This window comes from Dactylosporangium sp. NPDC051484 (assembly GCF_040689395.1).
Lineage (GTDB): Bacteria > Actinomycetota > Actinomycetes > Mycobacteriales > Micromonosporaceae > Dactylosporangium.
On the sequence record NZ_JBFAZX010000023.1, the window covers coordinates 84,910 to 109,130 of the forward strand.

At 68.3% G+C, this 24,221-nt stretch carries 23 protein-coding genes, 2 tRNA genes and 2 pseudogenes; 11 read left to right on the top strand and 16 right to left on the bottom strand.

Annotation, left to right across the window (positions count from 1 at the left end; all coding sequences use genetic code 11):
• Positions 1-89: 89 nt before the first annotated feature.
• Entirely contained in the window at positions 90-431 is a 342-nt protein-coding gene (locus tag AB0367_RS29025; RefSeq protein ID WP_366229628.1) for a hypothetical protein, read from the top strand.
• Between the two features lie 149 nt (positions 432-580).
• Complete coding sequence (locus AB0367_RS29030; RefSeq protein ID WP_366229629.1) at positions 581-712, top strand: hypothetical protein; 132 nt, start codon at positions 581-583, stop codon at positions 710-712.
• Here the strand turns inward: AB0367_RS29030 and AB0367_RS29035 are convergent.
• On the bottom strand, positions 709-3,585 hold the full coding sequence (locus AB0367_RS29035) for a hypothetical protein (protein WP_366229630.1): 2,877 nt from the start codon (positions 3,583-3,585) through the stop codon (positions 709-711). The genes AB0367_RS29030 and AB0367_RS29035 overlap by 4 nt on opposite strands.
• A gap of 199 nt (positions 3,586-3,784) precedes the next feature.
• Here AB0367_RS29035 and AB0367_RS29040 point away from each other — a divergent pair.
• Positions 3,785-3,955: pseudogene (locus AB0367_RS29040) on the top strand (type II toxin-antitoxin system RelE/ParE family toxin); the annotation flags it as partial.
• A gap of 1,174 nt (positions 3,956-5,129) precedes the next feature.
• Here the strand turns inward: AB0367_RS29040 and AB0367_RS29045 are convergent.
• The 5 genes from AB0367_RS29045 to AB0367_RS29065 form a co-directional block, all read right to left on the bottom strand.
• A complete protein-coding gene (locus AB0367_RS29045; RefSeq protein WP_366229631.1) occupies positions 5,130-6,251 on the bottom strand; it encodes a hypothetical protein in 1,122 nt (373 codons plus the stop codon).
• A 48-nt stretch (positions 6,252-6,299) separates the two neighbouring features.
• The gene (locus AB0367_RS29050) at positions 6,300-6,608 is read right to left on the bottom strand and encodes a calcium-binding protein (protein WP_366229632.1); all 309 of its coding nucleotides are present in this window, start codon (positions 6,606-6,608) and stop codon (positions 6,300-6,302) included.
• A 180-nt stretch (positions 6,609-6,788) separates the two neighbouring features.
• The gene (locus AB0367_RS29055; protein WP_366229633.1) at positions 6,789-8,018 is read right to left on the bottom strand and encodes a hypothetical protein; all 1,230 of its coding nucleotides are present in this window, start codon (positions 8,016-8,018) and stop codon (positions 6,789-6,791) included.
• Positions 8,019-8,261: 243 nt separating this feature from the next.
• Positions 8,262-8,768, bottom strand: a complete 507-nt coding sequence (locus tag AB0367_RS29060) for a PIN domain-containing protein (RefSeq protein ID WP_366229634.1) — start codon at positions 8,766-8,768, stop codon at positions 8,262-8,264.
• A complete protein-coding gene (locus tag AB0367_RS29065; RefSeq protein ID WP_366229635.1) occupies positions 8,765-9,037 on the bottom strand; it encodes a hypothetical protein in 273 nt (90 codons plus the stop codon). Before AB0367_RS29065 ends, AB0367_RS29060 begins: the two co-directional genes overlap by 4 nt.
• A gap of 540 nt (positions 9,038-9,577) precedes the next feature.
• Between AB0367_RS29065 and AB0367_RS29070 the strand changes: the two are divergent.
• The 4 genes and pseudogenes from AB0367_RS29070 to AB0367_RS29085 all read left to right on the top strand — a co-directional run.
• Positions 9,578-10,084 (top strand): annotated as a pseudogene (locus tag AB0367_RS29070) (type I restriction enzyme endonuclease domain-containing protein); the annotation flags it as partial.
• Positions 10,077-10,346, top strand: a complete 270-nt coding sequence (locus AB0367_RS29075; RefSeq protein ID WP_366229672.1) for a type I restriction enzyme endonuclease domain-containing protein — start codon at positions 10,077-10,079, stop codon at positions 10,344-10,346. The pseudogene AB0367_RS29070 and the gene AB0367_RS29075, both read left to right, overlap by 8 nt.
• Positions 10,347-10,555: 209 nt before the next feature.
• Complete coding sequence (locus AB0367_RS29080; protein WP_366229636.1) at positions 10,556-11,188, top strand: DUF433 domain-containing protein; 633 nt, start codon at positions 10,556-10,558, stop codon at positions 11,186-11,188.
• Positions 11,178-11,585: a hypothetical protein gene (locus tag AB0367_RS29085; RefSeq protein ID WP_366229637.1), complete on the top strand. Its 408-nt coding sequence runs from the start codon at positions 11,178-11,180 to the stop codon at positions 11,583-11,585. Before AB0367_RS29080 ends, AB0367_RS29085 begins: the two co-directional genes overlap by 11 nt.
• A gap of 215 nt (positions 11,586-11,800) precedes the next feature.
• On the opposite strand, the gene AB0367_RS29090 is transcribed toward AB0367_RS29085, so the two are convergent.
• Positions 11,801-11,873, bottom strand: a tRNA-Thr gene (locus AB0367_RS29090).
• A gap of 236 nt (positions 11,874-12,109) precedes the next feature.
• On the opposite strand from AB0367_RS29090, the gene ugpC reads away from it, so the two are divergent.
• Positions 12,110-13,201 (top strand): sn-glycerol-3-phosphate ABC transporter ATP-binding protein UgpC, encoded by a 1,092-nt coding sequence (gene ugpC, locus AB0367_RS29095; protein ID WP_366229638.1) that lies wholly within the window; start codon positions 12,110-12,112, stop codon positions 13,199-13,201.
• Between the two features lie 71 nt (positions 13,202-13,272).
• On the opposite strand, the gene AB0367_RS29100 is transcribed toward ugpC, so the two are convergent.
• The 3 genes from AB0367_RS29100 to cysS all read right to left on the bottom strand — a co-directional run bounded on the left by AB0367_RS29100 (position 13,273) and on the right by cysS (position 18,606).
• Positions 13,273-16,032, bottom strand: a complete 2,760-nt coding sequence (locus tag AB0367_RS29100; protein WP_366229639.1) for an Hsp70 family protein — start codon at positions 16,030-16,032, stop codon at positions 13,273-13,275.
• Positions 16,033-16,100: 68 nt separating this feature from the next.
• Positions 16,101-17,195 (bottom strand): 23S rRNA (guanosine(2251)-2'-O)-methyltransferase RlmB, encoded by a 1,095-nt coding sequence (rlmB, locus tag AB0367_RS29105; protein ID WP_366229640.1) that lies wholly within the window; start codon positions 17,193-17,195, stop codon positions 16,101-16,103.
• Positions 17,196-17,199: 4 nt separating this feature from the next.
• Positions 17,200-18,606, bottom strand: coding sequence for a cysteine--tRNA ligase (cysS, locus tag AB0367_RS29110; RefSeq protein ID WP_366229641.1), 1,407 nt, complete (start codon positions 18,604-18,606; stop codon positions 17,200-17,202).
• A gap of 166 nt (positions 18,607-18,772) precedes the next feature.
• Between cysS and AB0367_RS29115 the strand changes: the two genes are divergently transcribed.
• Positions 18,773-19,405 carry a helix-turn-helix domain-containing protein gene (locus tag AB0367_RS29115; protein WP_366229642.1) on the top strand — a complete coding sequence of 211 codons (633 nt, stop codon included), beginning with the start codon at positions 18,773-18,775 and terminating at the stop codon, positions 19,403-19,405.
• Positions 19,406-19,415: 10 nt separating this feature from the next.
• On the opposite strand, the gene AB0367_RS29120 is transcribed toward AB0367_RS29115, so the two are convergent.
• From AB0367_RS29120 to AB0367_RS29135, 4 genes are all read right to left on the bottom strand, one after another.
• Positions 19,416-19,488: transfer RNA gene (locus tag AB0367_RS29120), tRNA-Arg, on the bottom strand.
• Positions 19,489-19,519: 31 nt separating this feature from the next.
• A complete protein-coding gene (locus tag AB0367_RS29125) occupies positions 19,520-19,864 on the bottom strand; it encodes an ankyrin repeat domain-containing protein (protein WP_366229643.1) in 345 nt (114 codons plus the stop codon).
• Between the two features lie 226 nt (positions 19,865-20,090).
• Entirely contained in the window at positions 20,091-20,333 is a 243-nt protein-coding gene (locus tag AB0367_RS29130) for a hypothetical protein (RefSeq protein WP_366229644.1), read from the bottom strand.
• Positions 20,334-20,444: 111 nt separating this feature from the next.
• Positions 20,445-20,858, bottom strand: coding sequence for a hypothetical protein (locus AB0367_RS29135; protein ID WP_366229645.1), 414 nt, complete (start codon positions 20,856-20,858; stop codon positions 20,445-20,447).
• A 65-nt stretch (positions 20,859-20,923) separates the two neighbouring features.
• Here AB0367_RS29135 and AB0367_RS29140 point away from each other — a divergent pair, with 65 nt between their 5' ends.
• The gene (locus AB0367_RS29140) at positions 20,924-21,688 is read left to right on the top strand and encodes a methyltransferase domain-containing protein (RefSeq protein ID WP_366229646.1); all 765 of its coding nucleotides are present in this window, start codon (positions 20,924-20,926) and stop codon (positions 21,686-21,688) included.
• A gap of 75 nt (positions 21,689-21,763) precedes the next feature.
• Here the strand turns inward: AB0367_RS29140 and AB0367_RS29145 are convergent, their stop codons facing one another.
• On the bottom strand, positions 21,764-22,438 hold the full coding sequence (locus tag AB0367_RS29145) for a hypothetical protein (protein WP_366229647.1): 675 nt from the start codon (positions 22,436-22,438) through the stop codon (positions 21,764-21,766).
• Positions 22,439-22,765: 327 nt separating this feature from the next.
• Here AB0367_RS29145 and AB0367_RS29150 point away from each other — a divergent pair, with 327 nt between their 5' ends.
• Positions 22,766-23,296, top strand: a complete 531-nt coding sequence (locus AB0367_RS29150; protein WP_366229648.1) for a hypothetical protein — start codon at positions 22,766-22,768, stop codon at positions 23,294-23,296.
• A 194-nt stretch (positions 23,297-23,490) separates the two neighbouring features.
• Here the strand turns inward: AB0367_RS29150 and AB0367_RS29155 are convergent, their stop codons facing one another.
• Positions 23,491-24,030: an AAA family ATPase gene (locus AB0367_RS29155; RefSeq protein WP_366229673.1), complete on the bottom strand. Its 540-nt coding sequence runs from the start codon at positions 24,028-24,030 to the stop codon at positions 23,491-23,493.
• Positions 24,031-24,221: the final 191 nt, after the last annotated feature.

Here is a 24,221-nt window from a genome sequence, read left to right on the forward strand (position 1 = left end):
CGGCCGGCGCGAAGCGGAAGGAACCAGCATGACGGGACGCACGGTACTCGGAGCATCGATCTGGCGTCCCGTCGCGCTCGCCGCGGGGGGTGGGCTTCGTCCTGCTCGCCCCCGCGGCGGGCGTGCTGTTGCATCAGGAGCGGAGCAACTCGCAACGGTTCGACTTCTGGCCGTTGCTGGAGTTGCTCGCTTACCTGCTGCTGGTCCTGCCGTGGTTGGGGCCGCTCGCGCTGCGGTTGCTCGGTGTGCCGTGGCCGTGGGCAGTCGGCCTACTCGGCGAAGTGCTGATGCTTCCGATCTACCTGGCGTTCTACCGCCCCGGCGGCGTCAACCATTCCTGGTGGGTCTACGGACTCCAGGCCGCACTTGCATACGGCCTGGCGGCAATAGGGCCGGCCATTTTCGGAAGGTCGTCCGCTCAACCGAAATGACGACAGGAACTAGTGATATTTACGCAACGTGAATCGGACCATGTCTGCGTGGAGTACACGAGCCTCTCGACCGGTGTGACCGCGAAGTGCCGGTCGAAGCTCTCCACCGTCGTGTCCAACAGGCCGGAGTCGACCTTACAAGGCGAGTCATGTCCATACTCGCGAGTATGGACATGCTGGGGCTGGGGCCGCGGGAAGCCCCGCTGGCCCCAGACCTGCACGGCAACGGCACGACCGCCGAGCTCGGTCGCGCCGTCGCCGAACGCGTCCTCGAACGCTAGTACTGCACGAGCAGGTACTGCGACGTCTGATCGGTCGTGCTGCCATCGGCGCGGCGGCCGATGACGACCAGGTTGTGCGAGCCGGCCTCCGAAGGCGTCCACGTCACCGTGGCGTGGCCGTTCACCGCCGCGACGTTCTTCGTGTCGCCGTAGTCAAATCGGTAGTCGAACGACACGACCCCGTCGGTGCCTGCCGTGAACTCGAACGTCCCCTCGACCCCGGCGCCACCGCCCCACACGTAGGGCGCGTACTGCGCCGAAACCACCTTCGTCGCGGTACCGACAAGGAAGCGGTATTCGGTCACCGACGAGAGCTCGCCGCCGGGCAACACCTGCTGAACGTACAGCGTATTCAGCCCGTTGTGCGTCGGCGTGATCTCGGTGTACGTCGTAGTGCTCTCCGGCGTCGGCGGCACGGCAACGACCGGCCCGTCCTCGAGGTGGTATCGGAACTCCACGATGTCCGGGACCAGCTGCGAGTAGAAGCCCACGTTGCCCGGGATGCCGATGCCGCCCGTCGGGTTGTACGCGTTCCACGCGCCGTAGACGGTGACCTTGTCGTCCTTGGCGATGATGTACTGCCGGCGCTGCTCCGACTCCGTCCCGTCGGCGGCGACGCTACGGACCAGAACATTGTTCAGTCCCGGCGAGAGTGGCGTGTATGTCACCGTTGCCGTGCCGTCCGCGTCCACGGGCACGGTGAGGTCCTCGGCGCCGTAAGGCAGCGTGTAGCGGAACTGCGTCGCGGGCAGCGCGGCCCGGAACGTGACCGTCACCGGGTGGTTGATGATCACGTCGCCGGCCGGCGTCCAGGTGACGACGGGACCGGAGAAGACCTGGAAGGTGTACCGCGTCTCCGGCGATCGGCTCCCGTCGGCCCGCACGGCCTGCGCGATGACCGTGGTGTTCCCTGCGTGCGTCGGTGTCACGTCGATGTAGGCATAGGTGTCGCCGTTGCTGGAGATCGAGGTCTCCGGCCCGCCGTCGAAGCGGTAGACGAACCCGGTCAGGTCCGGCAACTGGCTGCCGAACTCGATCCGCTGCGAGATCCCGACGCCGTCGCGCCGCGGCGAGTCCGTCTGTCCCCACGCGTAGACGTACGGCCGCACCGAGATGATCGAGAAGTAGTACTGCGTCTGCTGCGAGACGGTCCCGTCGGCCGACACGGAGCTCACCAGCATGTTGAAGAACCCGGGTGTGTCGGCCGTGTACGGCAGCACGGCACTGCCGTCCGCCCTGGCGTCGACCCGCCCGCTGCGGTCGCCGATGACGTACTGGTAGGCCACCACCCCGGACCGGCGCGGCTTGAACGTGAACGAGCCGGCCACGCCCTCGACCTGGTCGGTGAACACGTCGAACTCCGCCGACTGCACCACCGGCTCGTCGCTGACGACGGTCGACAGCTTGCCCTGCCCGATCATCTTCGTTCCCGTGTAGGCCCGCAGCGTGATGTCGACGTACCCGGTCTGGGTGAACGTGATCGGCCCGCTCGCCTTGCCACCGGTCGTCGGCAGCTTGACCTCGGCCGTCCCCGGCAGCTGGTACGACATCACGGTCGTCTCGCTCGCCGGCGCGTTCAGGTTGATCGTGCTCGGCAGCCCGACCCCGGCCACGTCGACGGACCCGTACGGCGAGGTGTTGCGCACGAAGAACCGGTAGTTCTTCTCCGGCCCGCGGTTTCCGGCCTCATCGACGGCGGCCACGTACAGCGACGCCATCCCGGACTTGTCCGGCGTGTAATCAAGCACGCCCCTGCCGGACCGGTTCGCCTTCACGACCCCGGTGTGCCCGACGATGTCCCGCCAGTAGAACGCGGCCACGTCGGGGTCCCCACCGGCGTCGAACCGGAACCGGCCGGCCACCCCGGGCCCGCCCGACGGCACGTTACCGGCCGGGTACTGCTTCGAGGCGACCCCCGGCTCATGCGCGGGCGCCGTCTTGTCCACGGTGAGGTAGCAGGTCTTGGCCCACGCCCCGTAGTCGGTGTAGTCGTAACCCCGAGCGCTCCAGGCGACCAGGGTCCCGTCGGCGTACCCGCTGAGGTCGGTGGACGCCTGGAACACCCCACCGCCGTAGGTCCCCCCGCTGAACTCCCGCCGCTGCTCCGGATGAGCGGAATCCCAGACGGCGAAGATCGCGTTCTTGGGATCGTTGACATCGCCATCGGTGACCTTCGCAGAGAAGGTCGGATACGACCCCGCGGTCGGATGCTTGGCAGCAGTACCACAGGCGCCGTCCGGATACTGCAGCTTGAGCTCGGACGCGACCGCCAGGTGGTTGCCGCTCACCCCGATCCGCGGCTGCTGTACCGACCGCCCGAGCCGCTGATCGCCCTCAGAGGCCGCCGCGACGCGCAGCTCAACGGTGAGCGCCTTGTCCCCGCGAGCGACGGCGACCCCGATCGCCTCGGTGAGATCGAACCCGAACCCACCCGGGCAGGACCAACTCCCGGCCCCGAGCGACGCCTGCCCGATCCGCTCAATCTCCTGCGGCGCCCGATTCCACGCCGTGTTGTCCTTGACCGCCGACGTGCGCCAGAGTTCGACAGGTGCGGCGGCGCCGCAGTCGGTGACGTTAGTCTCGTTCGAGTACAGGCTTGCCAGGTGGACGGCCTGGCCCTTCAACCCGGTGAGGTCGAAGGTGAAGTACGACCGCCGTGTGTGCGTCTTCCCGGCGGCGTCGAGCGTCGTGCCGACCGGCAGGTCCCCGGCCTGGTTGACGAAGCTGGTCAACGGGCTGCGCGAGTCGGTCCAAGCCCACTTGGTGGGGCTGAGGTTGACAGGTTCGGCCTGAGCGTGCACGGGCTGTGCGGTGGCCGCCACGACAACGAGCGCGGCGCCGGCGGACAGCAGAATGCTGCGTACGCGTGCCATATGGGTGTTTCCTCCCCGATTCCCGGCCAGCGATCGCCGACCGGGCACCGGGGATCGTAGACCCACCAGCGAGCGCGGTGTCACCGAATATCCATAATGGACAATATTCACCAGACCGCCGATTCTGCAGCAAACCGCAACGGCGCTGCTGCACCACGCAGGCCTGCGCGACGTGCGCCCGCACGATGCCCGGCACACCGCGATCAAGATTCTCCGAGACCGGGGCCCGGCGCTGGGTCGACCGCTGGTCGACACGGTCGAGGGCAGCCGGCACGCCAATATGAAGGAACTGCGACCCGGCTCGACCGGCCGAACTGAGATCCGCCTACTCTTTGCCTTCGACCTGCAGCGGCAAGCCATCCTGCTCGTCGGCGCACACCCAGACCCGCCACGCCACCGAAGTCGCCCGACGCGGCGGGGCGCTGGCTCGTGGTCGGTTCCTAGGCCGGCTAACTGCTGACTCGGCGGGGTTCGGCTACGGCGTGAGCGACGGAGACAGGCTCGGATCGGGAAGCAGTGACCCCAGCACACCCGCGCCGCCGCAGAGTAGGCATGGCAGCAGACAGAGGAAGATCACGGTCGCGCAGATGATGACCGTGATCCAGATGGCGGCGTGCGGGCCGCGGAGCCCTCGGCCGGGCGGCGCTGGCGGTGGTACGGCTACATAGAACTGGCCGGTCGGCGGCTGATACGAGCCGGGCCCGTATCCGGCGGGGCCGTACCCGCCGGGCGGTGCCGATGCGGGCCGGAAGTCAGGCAGGCCGGGTTCAGGGTTGGGCGGGTAGGTCACAGGGTTTTCTCCGAGGCTCGGGCGGGGACGCGCCTACGGGGAGAAGCGGCCCGCCCGGTTTGCGCGCTCTCGCGGCCGGAGCCCGTCATGGCGACGGCCGGGACACACGAACGCTAGCTGACGGGCTACCCGCTGTAGAGTGCCGACGCCCGCCCGTGTCCGCCAGCCCTTGGCGTCGGCTTTGCTCGATCAGCCCGCCGATTCAACCCAGTCGGGTGTCACGCCCCGTACGCAAGTCGCCCGTTTCCGCCATTGATGAGCTTCACCGTTGTGTCGAGCATGGATTTGAGCTGAGCTCGACCACCTGGAGCAGTGCCCAGTTGTTTCGGTGGTTCGGTGCGTCCAGCAGCCGCTCCTGTCAATCGTCGGCGTACTCACGAAGGGCGAGGACCTTCTCGTCTACCGCGTCGTCGAACGTCGAGGCGTCTGCGGCCACCGGCACCCCGGAAGAAGGACGGACCAGCCGCCGTCCTCGGCCACCACTTGTGGTGATGGCAGAACACCAACAAGGCTCACCCTCAGGCGGTCGGCATCCACGACCGCTGCCCGGCCTGTCTCCCGCTGCACGGTCGCCGCCCGGCCGCAGAGAGCAGCGTCGAGGAGATCCTTGAAGTGCGCCCGAGCAGCCGTGCAGCTGTCGAAATGCACGGCAATGGGCATGCGCTCCAACCGTTCCCCATCCAGCCTGCGACCGCGCACGTACGTCACGTACGTGACGTACTTCGAGCCTCTTCCCGCCGACAGTGCCCTGCGCTCATGACGGCATCTCGCTGGCGGCGCTCGCGATAAGGCCGGCGCGTTCGAGGCGGTCCAGCAGGCTCGGCTTGCGGGCGTGTTCCAGACGCAACTGGTGCATCCGCCCACGGAATGCCTTGCGCCCGCCGTCGCGTTCGCCGAGCGCCTTCAGGTCGGCCAGCAGTTCGACCGCCGAGTCGTACTCCTTGGGCTTCTTGGTCGCGATCAGCTCCGCCACCTGCTGCCAGGCCCGCTCCGGGTCGGCGGCCAGCGCGTCGAGGCGCTGCTCGCGGGCAGCGGCGGCCGCTGCCTCCTGGCGTGCCTGCTCGGCCGCCTTACGCTCCTCGGCCTGCCGCTGCCGGCCTGCCCAGCGCGTCTCGGCCCCGGCCAGCAACTCGCCCACCGTCCGACCGCCACCCACGGCTTCCGCCACCGCCCCGCCGCCGTACCGGCGCAGCAACTCGGCGCGAAGGTGCGCGCCGTCGCCACGCAGCAGCCGCACGATGACCTCGTCCTTGTCCGCCACCGGCAACCGCCGCACCCACTTGGCCAACGCTGCCGCCGAAGGCGCCTGCGTGGTCAGGGGCGCGCTGGCCTGGGCCGCCGTGTCGAGCAGATCCTTGTCCAGGCGCAGAAAGTCGGCGAGGCTCCGCAACGGCCCCGACAGCTTGCCCAGGCCGGGCGGGACCGGCGGCTCCAACTCATCCTCGTCCAGCTCCCGGTCCTGCACGCACAACAGCCACGCCAGGTACAGCAGCCGGGTGTCGCCGGCGGCCAGCTCCGCCCGGACGGGAACGATCGACGCGAGCGCGGCTTGGTCGTCCCACCACTCTTCGTCGCCGTCCTCGTCCCTGCTGTACAGGTCGAGGATCACGTGCTCATCCGTGGCCCACGAGGAAGCCGAGTGACCCACGCAGTGCGTTGCCGCGAAATCCGGATCCAGCAGCTGTACCGGCAGCCGCAGCGCAATCCGACGAGTACCCCAGTTCGCCAGATAGAGGTGAGCATCGAAGTACCGCTCCATCCACTTGCGCGGATCAGCCTTCAGATCACCCCACTGGTAGTCGTTGACGAAGCTCGACGCGCTGATCCGGCCACGCGTCGACACCGCCCGCAGCTCGTCCTGCTCGGCCGCCGTCAATGCCCGATCGATCGCCACGAACTCGTAGTACTGGTACTCGCTCACAGGTCATCCGCCCCAGTACCGGTACGCCTCGATCCACTGCGAGCCGTCGGGCGGCGGATCCGGTAACGGAAGGTCCAGGATCGCGATCGCTTGCCGCTCGCGACCCCGATGGCAGATGGCCACGATCCGGTCGCCGCGCAGATCCACTCGGCGCACCGTGACCTCGACGCCGAGGACCCGCGTGGTGAACGGCAGCGCGAGGTTGTCCTCGATCATGGTGAACAGGCCCGTCAGCTGCTCGTCCTCGTTGTAGCAGTCAACAGTCGCCTCCTCGACCAAAGCATCGAGCTGCGACCGGCTCAGCGAACTCACCGGCGCAGAGTAACCCGACCATCGACAGACCCGCGTGGGAGGCCGCGTCGTGCCGCGGGCGAGGACTTCGAGTGATCGCCAGCGCGGCAGCCGCAGTCCGCTCGCAGCGGGACAACTCGTGGCGCGTGGTGGTCGGCCGACCAGACACGGCGCACAACCGGTCCGCGAGGTCTCGCTGACTCAGGCACGGAACCGGTTGGCGAGGCGTTCCGCGTTTAACTGGCCGATCACCTCGTCGACAGCGTCTTTGTCGCGGGGGTCGATGCCGCGGGCCTGCAGCTCGGCGGCGATCTGCTTCGCCGGCCCCCAGGACGTCTCGTCGTCGACCGCGTGCTCGAACTGAGGCAGCCACGTGTCGACCATGGCGGTCACCGGCGTGATCCACTCGTCGGCAACGCCACGGCGCTCGAGCGCGAACCGCAACCAGCTACGGAGGGCGTCGGGCAGGGCGATCCGGTCGTCCGCGTCGAGGAACGCCTTTCTCGGCAGCCAGTCGGCGAGGAACATCGCGACCGCGTCGGGGCTCCAGCCGAGCGGGCGATTGTTGAGATACCCGTCGCCGTAGTCGAGAAAGAGGTCCGCCAGGCTCCGGTATGCCTCGGAGTCCGTCGTCAGCTCGACGAACGCCTCGACGAGTTCAGCCCGCTCCCCGTCGGCGAGGGGCTCGAACTCTGGCCGCTCCGGGAGGTACGCACGGGATCGCGCCCAGGCGAGCGCCCGCAGGTCAACGAAGTCCTCGTCGTCGTGGCGCGGCCAGACCATGTCGGTGTACCGCAGCGAGCCGGCCAGGTCGGCCAACGCGTCGGTGACAGGTGCCTCCTCGATCGGCATCGGCACCTCGCCGGGCTCTCGCGCCCCGTCCCACGCCTCGGCTGCGCCGACCTGCAGCAGCGACAACTTCTCCACGAGCGTCCCGCCGGTGGCGAGGATCTGTGCGAGCAGTGTGTGCGTGCCGTACTCGATGAACAGGACCCGTTCGCTGTCGTACACGTCGACGGCGCGGAAGGCTCGCACCGGGGCGAATGCCGCATCGAGCCACGGTGGCTCCGGCTGAGACTGCCGCAGCATGTCGATCGTCTCGTCAAGCAGCGTGCGTTCACTCGGCGGGGCGACCCTGCGCAGCGCTGCCACGGCGGCCAACCCGTGCGCCGACGGACGGGTGCTACAGCGGCCGACGACCTCCAGGCAGAGGGTCCGCTCGGGCTCCCTGTCGCCGAGCGGGGCGGCCAGCCAGGCCTGGCCGAGCCAGCCAGAGGCCCATTGTTCAACTTCGAGCGGATCGGTGTACATGAGCAGATCGTGGGCGGCCCGGACGAGCCGGTCGGAGGGCCGCAGCGACCGGACAGGCTCCTGACGGCGGGTCTTCGGCTTGCCTCGGCCGGCCGGGCGTCCACGACTCTTCGGACTCATCTCGACAGTTCACCACACCACACCGGCGAGCCTACGACTGGACATTGCCCTGCGAGTAGCAGCTATACCGTGTCGAACAGCATCCGTGAGCCTACGGTTGATCGCATCAATGTCGAACGGTTTGGAGCCCGGCCGCCCTCCGTTCAGTCCTCGATCGGCGCGTCACCGCATCGAACAAGGTCGAACCTGCACCAAGCGGCCGAACCGCTGCCGTAGTGCCGGCCAGCCTTACGCGAGCGGCGATCAACGCCGGCGGTGCCGGCGCATCGCATCGACCCGACCTACGAACTCGCGGGCACGCAGCACCGGCACGCCACGCCAGGGCGACATGCTGGTTAGGTCGGCATCCTCGGAGACGATTAGCAGAGCACCGACCTCGGCCGCCAGGTCGAGGACCAGATTGTCCTCGTGGTCGCGACAGTCGTGGACGGTCCGGGGCGGAGTGAAGACGCCCCCGTCGGACGCCTCCGCCATCTCGATCAGGATTTCTCGATAGTCGTCCGCCTCCTCCTTCGGAGTGCCGACAACCTGCATGAGCACTCGGACGGTGTTGTCGAGGATGTGCGGCGACAGCCACAGCGCGAACTCGGCCGCATCGTTCACGATGCCGAGACAATCAGCGAACGGGTTCCCGGACGTCGGTGGCGGCGACGGCCACGACAGGTAGGGGCTGTTGCCGGTTGCGATCGCCTGGACCAGGACGTTCACGTCGAAGACGACCGGGGTCGCCACCGGACCGGGAAGGCTCACTCGCGGCTGCCTTTGTACGCCTTCGTGATCAGGTCTGATAGGTCTTCAGCGGAGACACCCTGCTCGGCGAGGCGCCGATGATTGGCCGCCTGCAGTTCGCGCAACCGTTCGGCCCGGCGAAGGGACTCCATCACCTTCAGCGTGGCGCGCAGGTACGCCGAACGATTGCCACCGCCGAAGTGCTCCACAAGCCGGTCCAGCCGTTCGCGGTCCTCGGCGGAAACCGCGAACCCGACAGTCTGAGAAGCCATCGCTACCACCTCCAGCACAGCCTACATCGCATCGCATCTCATGTGCAATTGGTTGCACATGAGCGCCTAAATCATCCCGCCATGAGCGGGTGACGACCGATGACAGGAGATGTTCCGGTATCGCGCCGAGGATCGACTGGCTCCCGATGACCAGCACGTCGGGATCACTCACGATCGCGGACACCGCCCGCAGCACATGTTCAAGCTGCCCACGCCTCATGCGAACAACGCCACCCGGGGGGTGGGTCGAGTCGAACGCCGCCAGCACCTTCAGGCGCTCCCGCCCGGTCAGCAGCCCAGCGAGGGGGGTGTTCCGCCGGAACTCCGACCAGGCGGTGCAGGGCGTCGACATCGAGGTTCAGGGTGCCGGGGTTCCTGTCGGCGAAAAGCGCCGCGGGCCGTTCAGATGGACGAGTCGCGCCATCTCGTCACCATATCGGCCCTGATCTGTGGTGTCCGGATCTACCGCGACGAAGGACCATTTCGCACGTTCGAGTTCGAGGTGTTGGCCTGCGGTTTGGTCGCGACTTCGGGTACCACCTCGATCGGGTGGATTCGATGTTCACGAGTTTCGGACCCACCTGGGGCGGTGGGAGCATCGGCGGGTCTGGACCGGAGCGGGCCGATGCCGCTGATGTCAAACAGCTCACCGCGAGCGCGATCGCCGTGGATGAGGTCGTCGACATCTACGAGGCAGCCGGCATCCAGCGCCCAGACCTGTCGCACCTGGACGAAGACTTCATGCGCAAGTTGCGGGAGAGCCAGCGCCCGAACCTGGCCATCGAAGCCCTGCGCCGCGCCATCGAGCGCGAGATCCGTGCGGCCCACCCGCACAACGTCATCGCTCAGGAGGGCTTCACCGACAAGTTGCTGAAGACGATGCATCGGTACACCTCTGGCGGCCTGACCGCCGCCGAGATCATCGCCCACCTCGTGGCCTTGGCACAGGAGGTCTCCGCCGATCGTGGCAGGGCGGCCGAGATGGGCCTGTCCGAGGACGACTACGCCTTCTACACCGCCGTCGCGCAGAATCAGTCAGCGAAGGAACTACTTGGCGATGCGGTGCTGGGCGACATCGGCAAGGGACCTCGTTCGAGAACTACAGGATCTGCCGGTCGACTGGTGGATCCGCGAACAGCCGCAAGCGCTGGTACGCACCAAGGTAAAGCGGCTGCTGGTCCGCTACGGATACCCACCAGATGCCAGCCCTCAGGCCGTCGAACTGGTGCTGCGCCAGACTCGCACGTACGCCGAGGACACGGACATGACGGCCAACAAGATGATCGCCTGGGAGTGGCTTACGGAAGGCTCCCCGCTGGCTGTCTGACCGTATCGCAGGTCGCCCAGCGCGGTGATCGACGACCTCCGTGAGGTCAGCCCCATCTGCGCTGGCGACATGTGGTCGCTTCTCAGGAGAGCTGACGCAGGTGCATATCGTCGAGGCGCGGCGTACCGCGAGCGGGTTCACGTGCGGCGTAGGATCGCTGCGTGGCGCGTCGAGGCAGGCAACGGGATCAGCGGTTCACCGCTGCCCTCATGACTGCTCAGGTTGCGGGTGTCCACCTCGGCATCAGCCCGAACACGATCAAGGAGTGGATACGGCCCGGCGACGAGGCGGCGGTCATGCACTCGGTGTCCCCGCAGACCCCACACGGCCCGCGCCTGCCGTTCATCGCCCTCGCCGAGGCGCAGATTCTGCGCGAACTGCGCAACGCCGCCCTATCTATGCAGCACATCCGGGCCGGCGTCGCCCGGCTCCGCAAGGTCACCGGCGAGGAGTACGTTCTCGCCACTCGCACCATCGCGACTGATGGCGTTGACCTGCTGTTCAATGCAGCATCCGAGGTCGCTCCGGAGTGGGTGCGGGCGGTTGACGGCCAGGTGGGCATCCGGCAGGTCATCGAGACGGCTATCAAGTTCGTGTCCTACGCCGACGACGGCTACGCCGAGCGGGTCACCCTGAAACCCTACGGTGCCGCGCAGGTCATCATTGATCCGCGTTTCGGCTTCGGACAGCCAGTCTTCGAGGCCAGCAAGGTCCCGGTCGAGACGATCGCGGACTTGTTCTACGGCGGCGGCGAGTCGGTTGAGGACATCGCCGATGAATACGACCTGAGTACCGATGAGGTGGAGACCGTACTGCGCGTGATGGCCCGGCGTGCCGCTTGAGTTTCTGGCCGACCGCAGCCTCGGTAAGCGCGTCGTCACCTCGCTCCGCGAGGCCGGACTGACGATCCACACGCTGGCAGATGTCTTCGGCGAGGCAGACTCGCAACTGGTCGAGGACACGAATTGGATCGCCTACGCGGGCAGTCACCATTGGGCGTGCCTGACCAAGGACCGCCGGATCCGACACGTAACGATCGAGCGCGACTGTGTCGTTGACCATGGCGTGAAGCTGTTCGCGTTGGCCAACGCGAATCTCAGCTTCGCGGAGATGATCGCGGAATTCCTCGCCGCGCGGCACCGAATGGCTGATCTATGCGCCGATGAGAACAGCGGCGGGCAGATCTGGGTGGTCCAACGAGACGGCCGGCTCGAGTTGGTCTGGCCGCAGTACGACTGAGCCAGAGGGCGACGAGAAGAACTAACTCAGCTCGATCACCCGCTGCCGGCAGAGCACCGACTGGCTCTTCGGATCGCCCGCCACTGGCACGGCGCCTGAGTTTCTACTACCGATCTTGCTACCAGTTGCACGAATTCACAAGATCATCTAACTCTCACATTAACGGCAACCAATACAGCACACCCGCCACCAGCGGTAGCGAGTCTGGAAGAAAGAGCCGACGGCGGGACTTGAACCCGCAACCTTCCGATTACAAGTCGGGTGCGCTACCAATTGCGCCACGTCGGCCCAGGCCGACCTTCGTCAGCCTAGCCCACTGATGGTACTTGGTCCCCGGCCCGGCACGCGGCCCAGATACCCAGGCTCGAAAGGTATCAAATCACCACCAAATCGGACCCTGACCTTGGCAGCGGGGCAACGACCGCTTACTGTTGCCCTACTCCTCATCCTGCACCGCCGCAGGCCGGAGGTACTTCTACTCGGATCGTCCGGCACGTTCCTGCCGGTGGAAGGTGGCTATCCCTATGGCTACGGTCACATACGCCAAGGCGTCCCGGGTCTACCCGGGCACCCCGCGTCCCGCGGTTGACCAGCTCGACCTCGAGATCGGTGACGGCGAGTTCCTCGTCCTCGTCGGGCCCTCCGGTTGTGGCAAGTCGACGTCGCTGCGCATGCTCGCCGGTCTTGAGGACGTCGACAGCGGCGACATCCTGATCAACGACCGCAACGTCACGCATCTGCCGCCGAAGGCGCGCGACATCGCGATGGTGTTCCAGAACTACGCGCTGTACCCGCACATGACGGTGTACGAGAACATGGCGTTCGCGCTCAAGCTGCGCAAGACGCCGAAGCACGAGATCGACCGTCGGGTGAAGGAAGCGGCCGCGATGCTGCAGCTCGAGGACTACCTCGGGCGTAAGCCGAAGGCGCTGTCCGGTGGTCAGCGGCAGCGTGTCGCGATGGGTCGCGCGATCGTGCGTGAGCCGCAGGTCTTCCTCATGGACGAGCCGCTGTCGAACCTCGACGCCAAGCTGCGTGTGCAGACCCGTTCGCAGATCGCGACGCTGCAGGCCAGCCTCGGCATCACCACCGTGTACGTGACGCACGACCAGGTCGAGGCCATGACGATGGGCCACCGCGTGGCGGTGCTGCTCGATGGCGTTCTGCAGCAGGTCGACAGCCCGCGCGCGCTGTACGACCGGCCGGCGAACGTGTTCGTGGCCGGGTTCATGGGCTCGCCGGCGATGAACATCAAGACCGTGCCGCTGAACGACCAGGGTGGGCGCTTCGGCAACGTCATCCTGCCGCTGACCCGCGAGCAGATCGCGGCGGCGCAGGCGGACGGGGCCAACGGCCGGGTGACGGTCGGGTTCCGGCCCGAGGACACCGACCTGGTCGGGCCGAACGACGGTGGCATCCCGATCACGGTCGACCTAGTCGAGGAGCTCGGCTCCGACGCCTACGTGCACGGCACCGTGGCGCTCGACGGCCAGGACGAGCGGTTCGTCGTCCGCGCCGACCCGCGCAACACGCCGCGCCTGACCGAGATCGTGCACGTCCGTCCGCACGCGAACACGCACCACGCGTTCAACGCCGCGACCGGCCGCCGGATCTGATCGCCGAGCACGCTGAAGACACAACGAGGGCGGCGCCGGGTTTCCGGCGCCGCCCTTCGTGTGAGTGCGGATCAGGCGAAGTCCCAGACCTGCAGCTTCCCCTCGCCGACGCAGGCGATCTTCGAGTCGTTCCAGGAGCAACTCGTCCCGAAGACCTTCGGCAGGGTGCCGAGTGCCACGCGGTCGCCCGTGGACGCGGTGACGCCGACCAGCGCGACATCCCCGGGATACGACGACGGGGCCTTCGCGAAGAACAGCAGGCTCCCGTTCGTCACCCGCAAGCCCAGCGCACTCTGGTCCTCGGGCTTGAGCAGCTGCCCGCCGTCCTCGTCGAACAGCCAGCTGGCGTCGCCGTTCGGATACGACGTGGCCAGGACCTGCTTTCCCACGGGTACCAATGCGTCGGTGCCCTTGGCGTCGCGGTGCCAGAGCTCTTTCTTGTCGGCGATGGACAGCACCCGCAGTACGGTGTCGGAACCGTCCGAAGCGGCGCGGTCCAGCAGGCAGAACCGGCCCTTGCCGCAGGTCGAGACCGAGGCGATGCGGTGCTTGTCGTCGGAGGTGTAGAGCTGATCCGGCTCGCCCTGCTTGCTCAGGTCATACACCTTGACCGTGTACTTGGTGCTGGTGCCGTAAACGAACAGCATGTCGTCGGCCATCGCGTAGTCCGAATAGTAGCTGTCCGCGGTGTTGGTCCAGCTGCGCAGCACCTTGCCGCCGGCCGACGCGTCCCGCAGGTTGATCTTGTCGCCGTCGACCGAGACGTATGTGGTCTTGGACTTGACGTCGCGGTTCGTCGGGCCGCCGGAGAGGTCGGACGGGCCGCGGCCGTCGGCGGCGTTGACCGGCCCGAGGATGGCCGTGCCCTTCTTGTCGTCGTCGACGGTCCATTTCCAGGCGCCATCCCATGCATACGCGTTCGTCTTCTTCGTGGCGCCGGAGTGGACCACCCAGACCGAGTCGAGGAATATGACGCGGTCGTCGGAGGCGAAGTCCTGCTTCGCGCGCTCCTTGCCGTTCGAGGCACTCAACAGCCTCAATGTTCCCTTGGTACCGCCGCCGATCAGGATCAGCCCGTCCGGACTCGGCAGCAGTTGCCAGCGGTAACTGTCGGAGTCGAGATCGTAGGCCCAGACCTTTTTCTTGTCGTCGAGGTCGTAGGCGACGAGGTGGAACTTCTTGTCCTGGACCCAGCCGGCGTACGTGCGCGAGCCCAGCGTGGCCGTCACCGGATAGCTGATCGCGTCGGCGGCGGCGAGATCGAGCGAGCCGGCGCCAGCAACGGTCTTGAAGTCGACGGCGTTGACGCGGTCACGCCAGAAGAAGAAGTACCCGCCAGCGGCCACCAGCGCAAGCACGACGACCGCCGCGACCGCCCCCACGAGCAGCCCAGGCCGGCGGCGCTTCACGGGAGTGTTGGGGTAAACCGGCGAACCACCAAAACCGCCAGAAACCGGCGAGCCGGAAAGGCCGCCCGAACCCGGAGCACCAGCAGGACCACCCGAAACCGGCGAGCCGCTGAAACCCTCAGAAACGGGAGAAACTGGCGCGGTGGGAGGAGCGTTGAAAGCGGTGGGAGGGGCGCTGAACGCAGCGGTGGGAGGGGCGCTGAACGCAGCGGTGGGAGGGGCGCTGAACGCAGCGGTGGGAGGGGCACTGGGAGGAGCACCGAACGCGGCCGGCGGAGCACTGACAGCAGCCGGCGGAGCGCCGAAGCTGGGGGAAACCGGCATGCTCTCCGTCTGGTAGCCGGCCGGTACCAGCTCGGCCAGCGCCCCCTCCGCGACCGGCAGCTCCGGCTGCTCCAGGACCGTCGGGGCGATCCCCAGCTCCGCGTGCAGCAGCCGCGCCGCCAGAGGCAGCCGCGACGAGCCGCCGACCAGGAACATTCCGGCCAGCTGGTCGGGGCGCAACCCGGCGGAGTGCACGACCTTCCCGGTCTCCCAGACGGCCCGCCGGATCAGCGGCTCGGTGACCTTCTCCAGCTCCTCGCGGGTCACGTGCAGCGCCTGGTCGCGGCCGGGCACGGTGATCGGGGCGACGGTGGTGCGGGACAGCATCTCCTTGGCGCCGCGCACGTCGTCCCAGAACAGCCGGCGGTCGCGGCGCTGGGTGGTGGTCGCGGGGTTACGCAGAGCGGCCCAGGCGGCGGGCGTGGTCTCGTTGATGATCGCCGCGAGGTGCTCGATGATCGCGGCGTCGACGTCGAGGCCGCCGAGGTCCTCGATGCCGCCGGAGCCGGCGACGGAGAAGCGGCCGTTGTCGTTGCGTACGACGGCGATGTCGAGCGTGCCGCCCCCGAAGTCGAACACGGCGAGCGCGGCGCCGACGGGGACGGGGCGGCGGAGCACGTCCGCGAAGTACCGTGCCGCGGCGACCGGCTCGGGCACGAGCTTGACCGGCGGCCAGCCGGCCCGCCGTGCCGCCTCGGCGAGGGTGTCCCGGCGGCGGCTGCCCCAGGCCGCGGGGTGGGTGAGCACCGCGGCGGGCAGGAACCCGACCGCCTCGACGGCGGCACGCGCGACGGCGGCCAGGATCGCGGCCAGCATGTCGACGGTCGGGATCTCGCGGTCGCCGAGCAGGACGGTGGGCTCGTCGATGCGCCGCTTCGGGTTGGGCTCGAAGCGGGACGGGTCGAGCCCGGCCATGCGGTGCGCGTCCCGGCCTACGTGCAGCCAGCCGTGCTCGTCGACGTACACGCCGGAGGGCATGATCGGCGCGCCGTCGACGAGCAGCGGGCGGGTGCGGCCGTCGGGGTGCCGGATCACCGCGACGGTGTTGGACGTGCCGAGGTCGACCCCGATGGCGAAGCCCTGCTGAGGCTGAGTCACCGGCCCATATTAGGGTCGCCTACAAAGATCTCCAGCATGTGCAACCGCACGCCGGGAAGCTCGAGAAGCTACTGCGTGCGCCGGCGGGCCACCTCGGCCAGGGTCACGGCCGCCGCGACGGAGGCGTTGAGCGACTCCACCTCGGAGACCATCGGAATGCCGACACGCAGGTCGCAGGTCTGCCCGACGAGCCGGGACAGGCCGCGTCCCTCCGAGCCGACGACCACCACCAGCGGTCCGACCGCGGCTTCCAGCTCGTACAGCGAAGTCTCCGCGTCGGCGTCAAGCCCCGCGACGATGAACCCCTCCTCCTGGCACTGCTTCAGCGAGCGGGTCAGGTTGGTCACCTGCGCCACCTTGACCCGGGCCGCGGCGCCGGCGCTGGTGCGCCAGGCGGTCGCGGTGATCGCGGCGGATCGGCGCTCGGTCAGGAACACGCCGTGCGCGCCGAACGCGGCCGCGGAGCGCAGGATCGCGCCGAGGTTGCGCGGGTCGGTGATGCCGTCGAGTGCGATCAGCAGCGGCGCCGGGGACTCGAGCGAGGCGGCGAGCAGGTCCGCGAACGGCTCATATGCGAACGGCGGCACCTGCAGGCCGAGCCCCTGGTGCAGCACGCCGCCGGTCATGCGGTCCAGCTCGTTGCGGGACACCTCGAGGATCGCGACGCCCCGCTCGGCGGCGGTGCGCACGGCCTCCTTGACGCGCTCGTCCATCTCGATGCCGAGGGCGACATACAGCGCCGTGGCCGGCACGTGCGTGCGCAGCGCCTCGACGACCGGGTTACGCCCGACGAGCAGCTCCGGCCCTTCCTTGGGCTGCGCGGCCTTGCGCCCCGGCGAGACCCGCGGCGACGACCTCACGGGCGCGGCAGCCTTCTTCTTGACGCCGAACGGCCCCTTACCGGCCGTCCGCTTCGTCCCCGGCTGGCCGACCTTCGGGGCACGCCCCTCGGCCGCCGCGGCCCGGCGCTCCTTGTCCTGCTTCCAGGCGGTGCGCTCCGGGAGCTGCTCGTCCCCGGAATACCCCTTGTGCCAGGGCCGCTCGTCGGCGGGCAGGGTTCGGCCGCGCCCGGCCAGCGACTGCCGGTTCTTGCCGCCAGAGCCCTTCACGGCGCCCTTCTTCGAGGCGACCCGCTTGCCGCGGCGTTCGGAATTTCCTGGCATCGGTTCAGTGCTCCAAGGTCCATCGTGGACCGGCCGCGGTGTCCTCCACCACGACGCCGGCCTGCTTGAGCTGGTCGCGCACCGCGTCCGCGGCGGCCCAGTCCTTCCGGGTGCGCGCCGCGGCGCGCTGATCGAGGGCGAGCGCCACCAGTGAGTCAACCACCTTGGTCAAATCGCCGGTGTCGGTCGAACGCCACTGCGGGTGCAGCGGGTCGACCCCGAGCACGTCGAGCATCGCGCGCACCTCGGCCAGCGCCGCGCGGATCGCCGGCACGTCCCCGGCGGTCAGCGCCGCGTTGGCGTCGCGGACGGTGTTGTGCACGACGGCCACCGCCTGCGAGGTGTTGAGGTCGTCGTCCAGCGCCTCGGCGAAGGCCGCCGGCACCTCGCCGAGCTCGCCGGCGCCGACCTGCTCGGCCGCGCGCAGCACGAAGTTCTCCAGCCGCCGATACGCCGTGGCCGACTCCGCCAGCGACTCCACCGAGTAGTCGATAACCGACCGGTAGTGGGGCGCCAGCAGGTAGTAGCGGACCTCAACCGGCCGTACACCCGACGCCTCCAGCGACTCGAGCGTCACGACGTTGCCGATGGACTTGGCCATCTTCTTCCCGCCGAGGTTGAGCAGCGCGTGGTGCACCCAGAACCGGGCGAACCCGTATCCGGCTGCCCGCGACTGCGCGACCTCGTTCTCGTGGTGCGGGAACTGCAGGTCGAGGCCGCCGCCGTGGATGTCGAACTCGGTGCCGAGGTACCGCCAGGCCATGGCCGAGCACTCGATGTGCCAGCCGGGCCGCCCGGGCCCCCACGGCGAGGGCCAGTTGGCGTCGGCGGGCTCGTCGGGTTTGGTGCCCTTCCACAGCGCGAAGTCAAGCGGGTCGCGCTTGGCGCGGGCGGGCCCGTCGGCCGCCGGCTCCATCGAATCGGGCCGCTGCCCCGACAGCGCCCCGTACTGCGGGTAGGACCGCACGTCGAAATACACGTCGCCGCTGCCGTCCACGGCCGGGTAGGCGTGCCCGTCCGCGATCAGCTGCTTGATGAGCTCGTGCATCTCCGGGACGTGGCCGGTCGCCCGCGGCTCATACGTGGGCGGCAGCACCCCGAGTCGCTGATAGGTGGCCGACAGCAACCGCTCGTTGGCATACGCGATCGACCAGAACGGCTGACCGGCCTCGATCGCCTTCTGCAGCACCTTGTCGTCGATGTCGGTGATGTTGCGGATGAACGTCACCGCGTAGCCGGACTTGGCGAACCACCGGCGCAGCACGTCATAGTTGACGCCGGAGCGCAGGTGCCCGATGTGCGGACCGGCCTGCACCGTGAGCCCACACAGGTAGATGCCGACCTGCCCGGGCGTCTTCGGGACGAAGTCCCGGACCGATCGGGTGGCGGTGTCATACAAGCGAAGCGTCACACGTGCAAGAGTAGCTTCCGCACCCGTCCCGCATCGCCCCCGGAGGCCACATCGGGCAGCGTGCCGCCCGGACGTCTGACCGGTCAAGATCCGCCGGATGTCACACCCCGGCGCCCGCCCCTCCGCGGCCGTGCGGCAGACGCCGACAGTCACATAACCTGTGCCGATGGCAACCGAAACGGCGCAGACGCTCGACCGCGGCCTGCGCCTGTTGCACCTGGTCGCCGACACGCCGACCGGCCTGACCATGACCGAGGCCGCGACCCGCCTCGACGTCGGCCGCGCGGTCGTCTACCGCCTGGCCGCGACCCTGACCGAACACGGCATGATCCGCCGCGACCGCGCCGGCCGCCTCCGCCTGGGCGCCGGAGTGCTCCACCTGGCCCGCCGCGCCCAGCCCCTGGTGGCCGACGCGGCACTGCCGGCCCTGCGCCGCCTGGCCGAAACGGTGGGCGCGACGGCTCACCTGACCATCGCCGACGGCGGCGAGGCCTACGCCCTGGTAGTCGTCGAGCCGAGCTGGACGCAGTTTCACGTGGCGTACCGAACGGGCTCCCGCCACCCCGTGGGCTCGGGCGCCGCGGGCAAGGCGATCCTGGCCGGCCGCCAGGGCGACTACACGGCCGTGACGACGACGGGCGAGCTGCAACAGGGCGCCCACGGCGTGGCCGCCGCCGTCCCGGGCGTCGAAGGCCTGGAGGCGAGCGTCGGCATCGTCGCCCTGACGGAACTGGACCCGGCCCGGGTTCCGCCGGAGGTCGTACACGCCGCCACCACCGTCGCGAAGGCACTGTCCTAGATGCACGGGGCAAGGCCGGCCGGAGTCGAACCGGCGTCCTCCCGATTCGGAGTCGGGTGCGACAACCTCTGCGCTACAGCCCTGCCGCCTGGCAGCCTACTCACCGAAAGCGGCCTAGCGCGGCCCGCGCAGGAAGGCGAGATCGAGCCGGTTCGTGGTCAGCGGCATGCGGCCGAACGCGCCGTTCGCCCTCACCCGCGGATCGGCACCGGCCGCGACCAGCGCCGTGACGAGGTCGGGCGAGCCGTAGTCGACGGCCGCGTGCAACGGGGTCTCACCACGCTCGTCGCGCGCGGCGATGTCGAGGCCGGCGGCCAGCAGGCGCGGCAGCAGGTCGACGCCGTGCAGGCAGGGCAACAGATGCAGCAGCGTCCGGCCACGCTCGTCACGCACGTGCGGGTCGAGCCCGCGGTCCAGCGCGGCGGACACGGCATGGGCGTCGCCGCGCCGGACGAGCATCACTCCTAGGCGGCGTCCGTCGCCGGCACAACAGCACATCGCGGTCGAAAGCCGGTTCCCTGGAGAGCGAAGATAATCCCGAGGTCAAGGCAATGTTTCCAGGAACGCACGGCGATCCCGTAGGCGGGACGGCACCGACGATTTCTGGCTGGCGCCGCAACAGTGCAACCGGTGGCCCAGCCTCGACTTCACCGCCGAATCCTGTGACCCTTGTCCACGGCTCGTCTCAGTCCTCAGTCTCGACGACCTCGGAGAAATGGGTGCTGCGCCACATCTCGTGGTCGTACATGAGCACCGCAACCGCGTGTACCGCGAAGTTGATCACCCCGACCACAATCAGGACCAAGCCCAGCACACGCATGAAGTTCCAGGGGGGATCAACCACCGCCGCACCAAAGAGCACCACGCCTATGGCGGTGGCCACAACCGCGATGAAAAAGAACTTCAGGGTCACTGCCGGGTGTTTCACGTCGTCTCCTCTACCGGGGCCGGTCCGCAGCGTATGACAGTCCTGCAATGAGCGAGACATAGAACAGGCGCTTTGTTGACGCTCCCGCAAGACTGACCCCCGATCAACGCGTCAGCGGCCCGCTGGACAGCGGCGGCGTCGCTGGCCTGTTTCGCGGGCAGCTCTTTCAGCAATCCACCCGCAGCCGACCCGGCTCGTCACCGGGGCGCCGAACTGGTAGGCGTCGTTCGTGCCGACATCGTTCAGCGCGGCGGTGTCGAAGCCCGGAAGAAGCGGTACGTCGGCGTGCATCTTCGCCGCCTGCTCGGCTACCCGCCCCGGGGTGATGATCTCCGCTGGGAGCGCGTCCAGCCACGTACGGGCGTCGACCTGGACCACATGGGCGAGCACCCGATCGAAGTCGCTACGCGTCCACGCGGTCCCGGTCCGCAGTTCGACGAAGGAACCGGCGCGAGGGTGGAGCATGACCGCGAAGTCACTCGCGCTGTGCCGGAACAGCTCACCCGGCCGCCCATCGACCTGCACCGGCTCCGGGCTGCTCAGCCGTCATATGAGGTGCAGGCGTATCGCGAAGCCGCTACGGTCGGCGGGTGAACGGCCGGCGTGAATTCGAGCAGTTGGTGGCCGAAGCGGTTGATGCGCCGCTGAAGGGCTGGGACTTCAGCTGGCTGGCCGGCCGGGTCTCGGGGTCGAATCCGTCGTGGTCGTATCCGGAACTGGCCGGCGAGTTGGTGCGAGGCAGTACAAGCCTGCTTGACGTGGACACAGGCGGAGGCGAACTGCTGGCCTCGTTGGCGCCGTTGCCCGCGCGCAGCATAGCGGTCGAGGGTTGGGCACCGAACTTTCCCGTGGCTCAGGAGCGGCTCGTTCCGTTAGGCGTGGATGTTCGCTACGCCCCTGGCGTGACGCTGCCTGTCGACGAGCGGTCGGTCGACATGGTCCTCAGCCGGCATGGCCGGCTCAACCCCGACGAGGTCGCCCGTGTCCTCATGCCCGGCGGCAGACTTCTGACCCAACAGGTCGGCAGCGACGACTGCACAGAAATCAACAATGCCTTGGAGGCGCCCGAGGCCCACGCCAGCGTGTGGAACGCGCGCATCGCAGCGGACGCACTGACCACAGCGGGTCTCACGGTGCTCGACGTACGGGAAGAATGGCCGTCCTTCACGTTCTATGACATCGGCGCGCTGGTCTACCAACTGCGTGCGGTGCCGTGGCAGGTTCGGGACTTCACAGTCGGCCAGTACGAGGAGCCTCTACGGCGGATCGATGAACACATCCGGACGAACGGCGAGTTCCGAGTTCACGCGCACCGCTTCCTCATCCAAGCCCGTTCGGCGCGAACGAACGCGTGAGGCTTGATCACCTGCCGCCGTTCGTGCGCGCCGCAGGTCGCCGCTCGTCACGGTCGGTGTTCACCGGGGCCGGCCTCAGGCCAGGGGCGCGTACCATCGCGCGCCGGTGAGCAGGATCCGGGTGGCCTGGTTCTGGTTCCACTCGACCCGCATGCCGTGTTCGCGAAGCACCGGAAAGACGAGCTCGTTCAGTAGGCGCTTCACGTTGGCCTGGTACCAGGCCGCCTTTGCGTCCTCTGAAAGGGCGTCATAGACGGCCTTGTCGAAGTCCTCCGGCGGATAGGCGCCGTAGCCGAGATAGACCGTGCCGTCGGGGCTGGAGATCAGTGATTCGGTGTCTTGCTGGTGATACCAGAGGTACCCGTGCCAGTGCCGGGACTTGTCGCGCTCGTCGTGAATCTCGGCAGCGGCGCAGGTGCCGCAGCAGGTGAAGTTCTCCCTCGCCAGCACGCCGATCTGGTTGAGCTCGGCGAAGGCGAGGGTCAGGTTGCTCTGCACGGCACCCCATTCGCGCTGCTGGGCTCGCCGGACGTCAAGCGCCGTCTCGTAGGCCGCCGCGAGCTCCTCGTCGGTGACACCGTGGCGCTCCTCATCATCGTCGAGGTAGTCGACGAACTCGCCAGCGTCGTCCTCACCGCGCACGATCCAGGCCCAGATCTCGTCCTCGATCTCGGTGCGAGCCGGCTCTGGAACCCGATCGGGCAGGAACCTGACACCATCAGGACGGTCGTTGTAGGCCCATTCGCTCACACGGGCGATCATGACATGAGCACCTGTACCGCGCATAGGTAGACCCGTTACCCGCGCGAAGCCATCATTTGCGTGGACCTATGCTCGTGCTCTGGTTGAGACGATCCTCGAAGACTGACCAATGTTGTCGTCCCTGACGCCGATACAGCAAACCGCGCCAGGCTGGCGATGGTCGGCCCGGCCTCGGCCGGTTTCACCCGCTGCACCGCCCAGCGCGCCGGGTGTCGTCGCCTGGTGAGACGCGCCGGGGGCTGTCCGGCCGCGCCTGCCGTCAAGCCGTTCCTCGGACGTGACTTGCCTGTGACGGTAGATGCCGATGCTGGAGGGGTGCGACGTACGGGGGTGCTGGTCGTGATCTCCGCGCTGGTGCTGGCCGGGCTCACCAGCTGCAGCGCGGCAACCGAGGGCGCGGTCGGGATCCGGCTGGACGCCGACGGCAGGCTGGTCGGGGTGCTCGCCTGGTGCCCGGGCAAGGCCGGCGCCGACGAGATCGTCCTGTACCACGCCAAGGACAACGGCTCGGTCGCCGACGAGGTGGTCCGTCTCGACCGGGATCCGGGACGTGACGCCCGCATCGCTGAGGACGTCGTGCTGCTCGATCCGGGGAGCGGCTGGCATGCGAATCGCACACCGTCCACTTTGGATGACGACCGGGTGTACGACCTGCGTGCGTGGAACAGCAACGAGGGAGCGGTGGTGGACTTCCCGTTCCGGATCAGCGAGATGCGCGGCCGGACCGGCCCCGACGTGATCCTCACGAAACGGTGGGAGGGCAGCCCCGATCGCGGCCGCTACGTCGCCACGTTCCGGACGCCCGAGGACTTCGTCCACTACGCCAACGCGGTGTGTGGCGGCTGAAGAAGTCCGCGATGCATAGGCGGCGGTCGCGGCGTTGGCACGGGAACGAGAACCAGGCCCGCTCGCTGCGGCCGTTTCTCGCCCATGGCGACGAAGTCGGCGATCGGGGATTGGTGTCCGAGCCGGGAGTGGCGACGGAAGAGGGCGGACTGCTCACCTCACCGTTTCGCTAAACCCGATCTTGAGCCCTACCGTCAGGTCTGTTTCAGGGCGGCGAGGACCGCGTCCAGCCGGCCGTCGAGCGGTCCGCCCAGCTCCAACACCGGCGTGTCCTCCCAGGCGTTCAGTGGGTCGTCGTAGACCAACTCCACCAGCGCGTCATTCATTCGCGCGCGAAGGCCAGGCATCTCCACCGCCGGTAGAATTTGCTCCGTCTCGGGTGTGATCACCGTGATGACCAACAGATCGAGGCTCGCAAACGCCGAGCGTAGCGGTGCGCCATCGACTCCCTCCGAGAGGTCCGCGCCGGTCGCGGCCAGATATGCGAGGTAATCCAACGGCGTCCGGTCGAAGATCGTCCCGGACGGCGACGGCGACGAGCGCAGGCTCCGCACCGAGCGGGCCAGCAACGCCCGGTAGTCCTCCAGCGACGGCGGAAACTGAAACTCGTAGCCCTCCTCTTCGAGCAGGTAATACGGCTCATCCGCCGCGACGTGGCCCGGTAGGTGCGCGCACAGCGCCTCGACAAGCGTCGTCTTCCCAGTCCCGTGTGTCCCGGAGATCCCGACCCGCATACGCACTCCTGCCCATCGGAAGATCCCGACAATCATAACCTTGGTCTTCATTCGGGAACGCGTAATCAACATCGATGGCGAGTTTGTTGGCTGGCTCGCGGACATGCCGATGAGCTCGCGTTCATGTCTAGATGCTGGCCCGGCCCGCTCGTTACACCGATTTCGGTGGCGAGCGGGCCGGGCCGGATCGC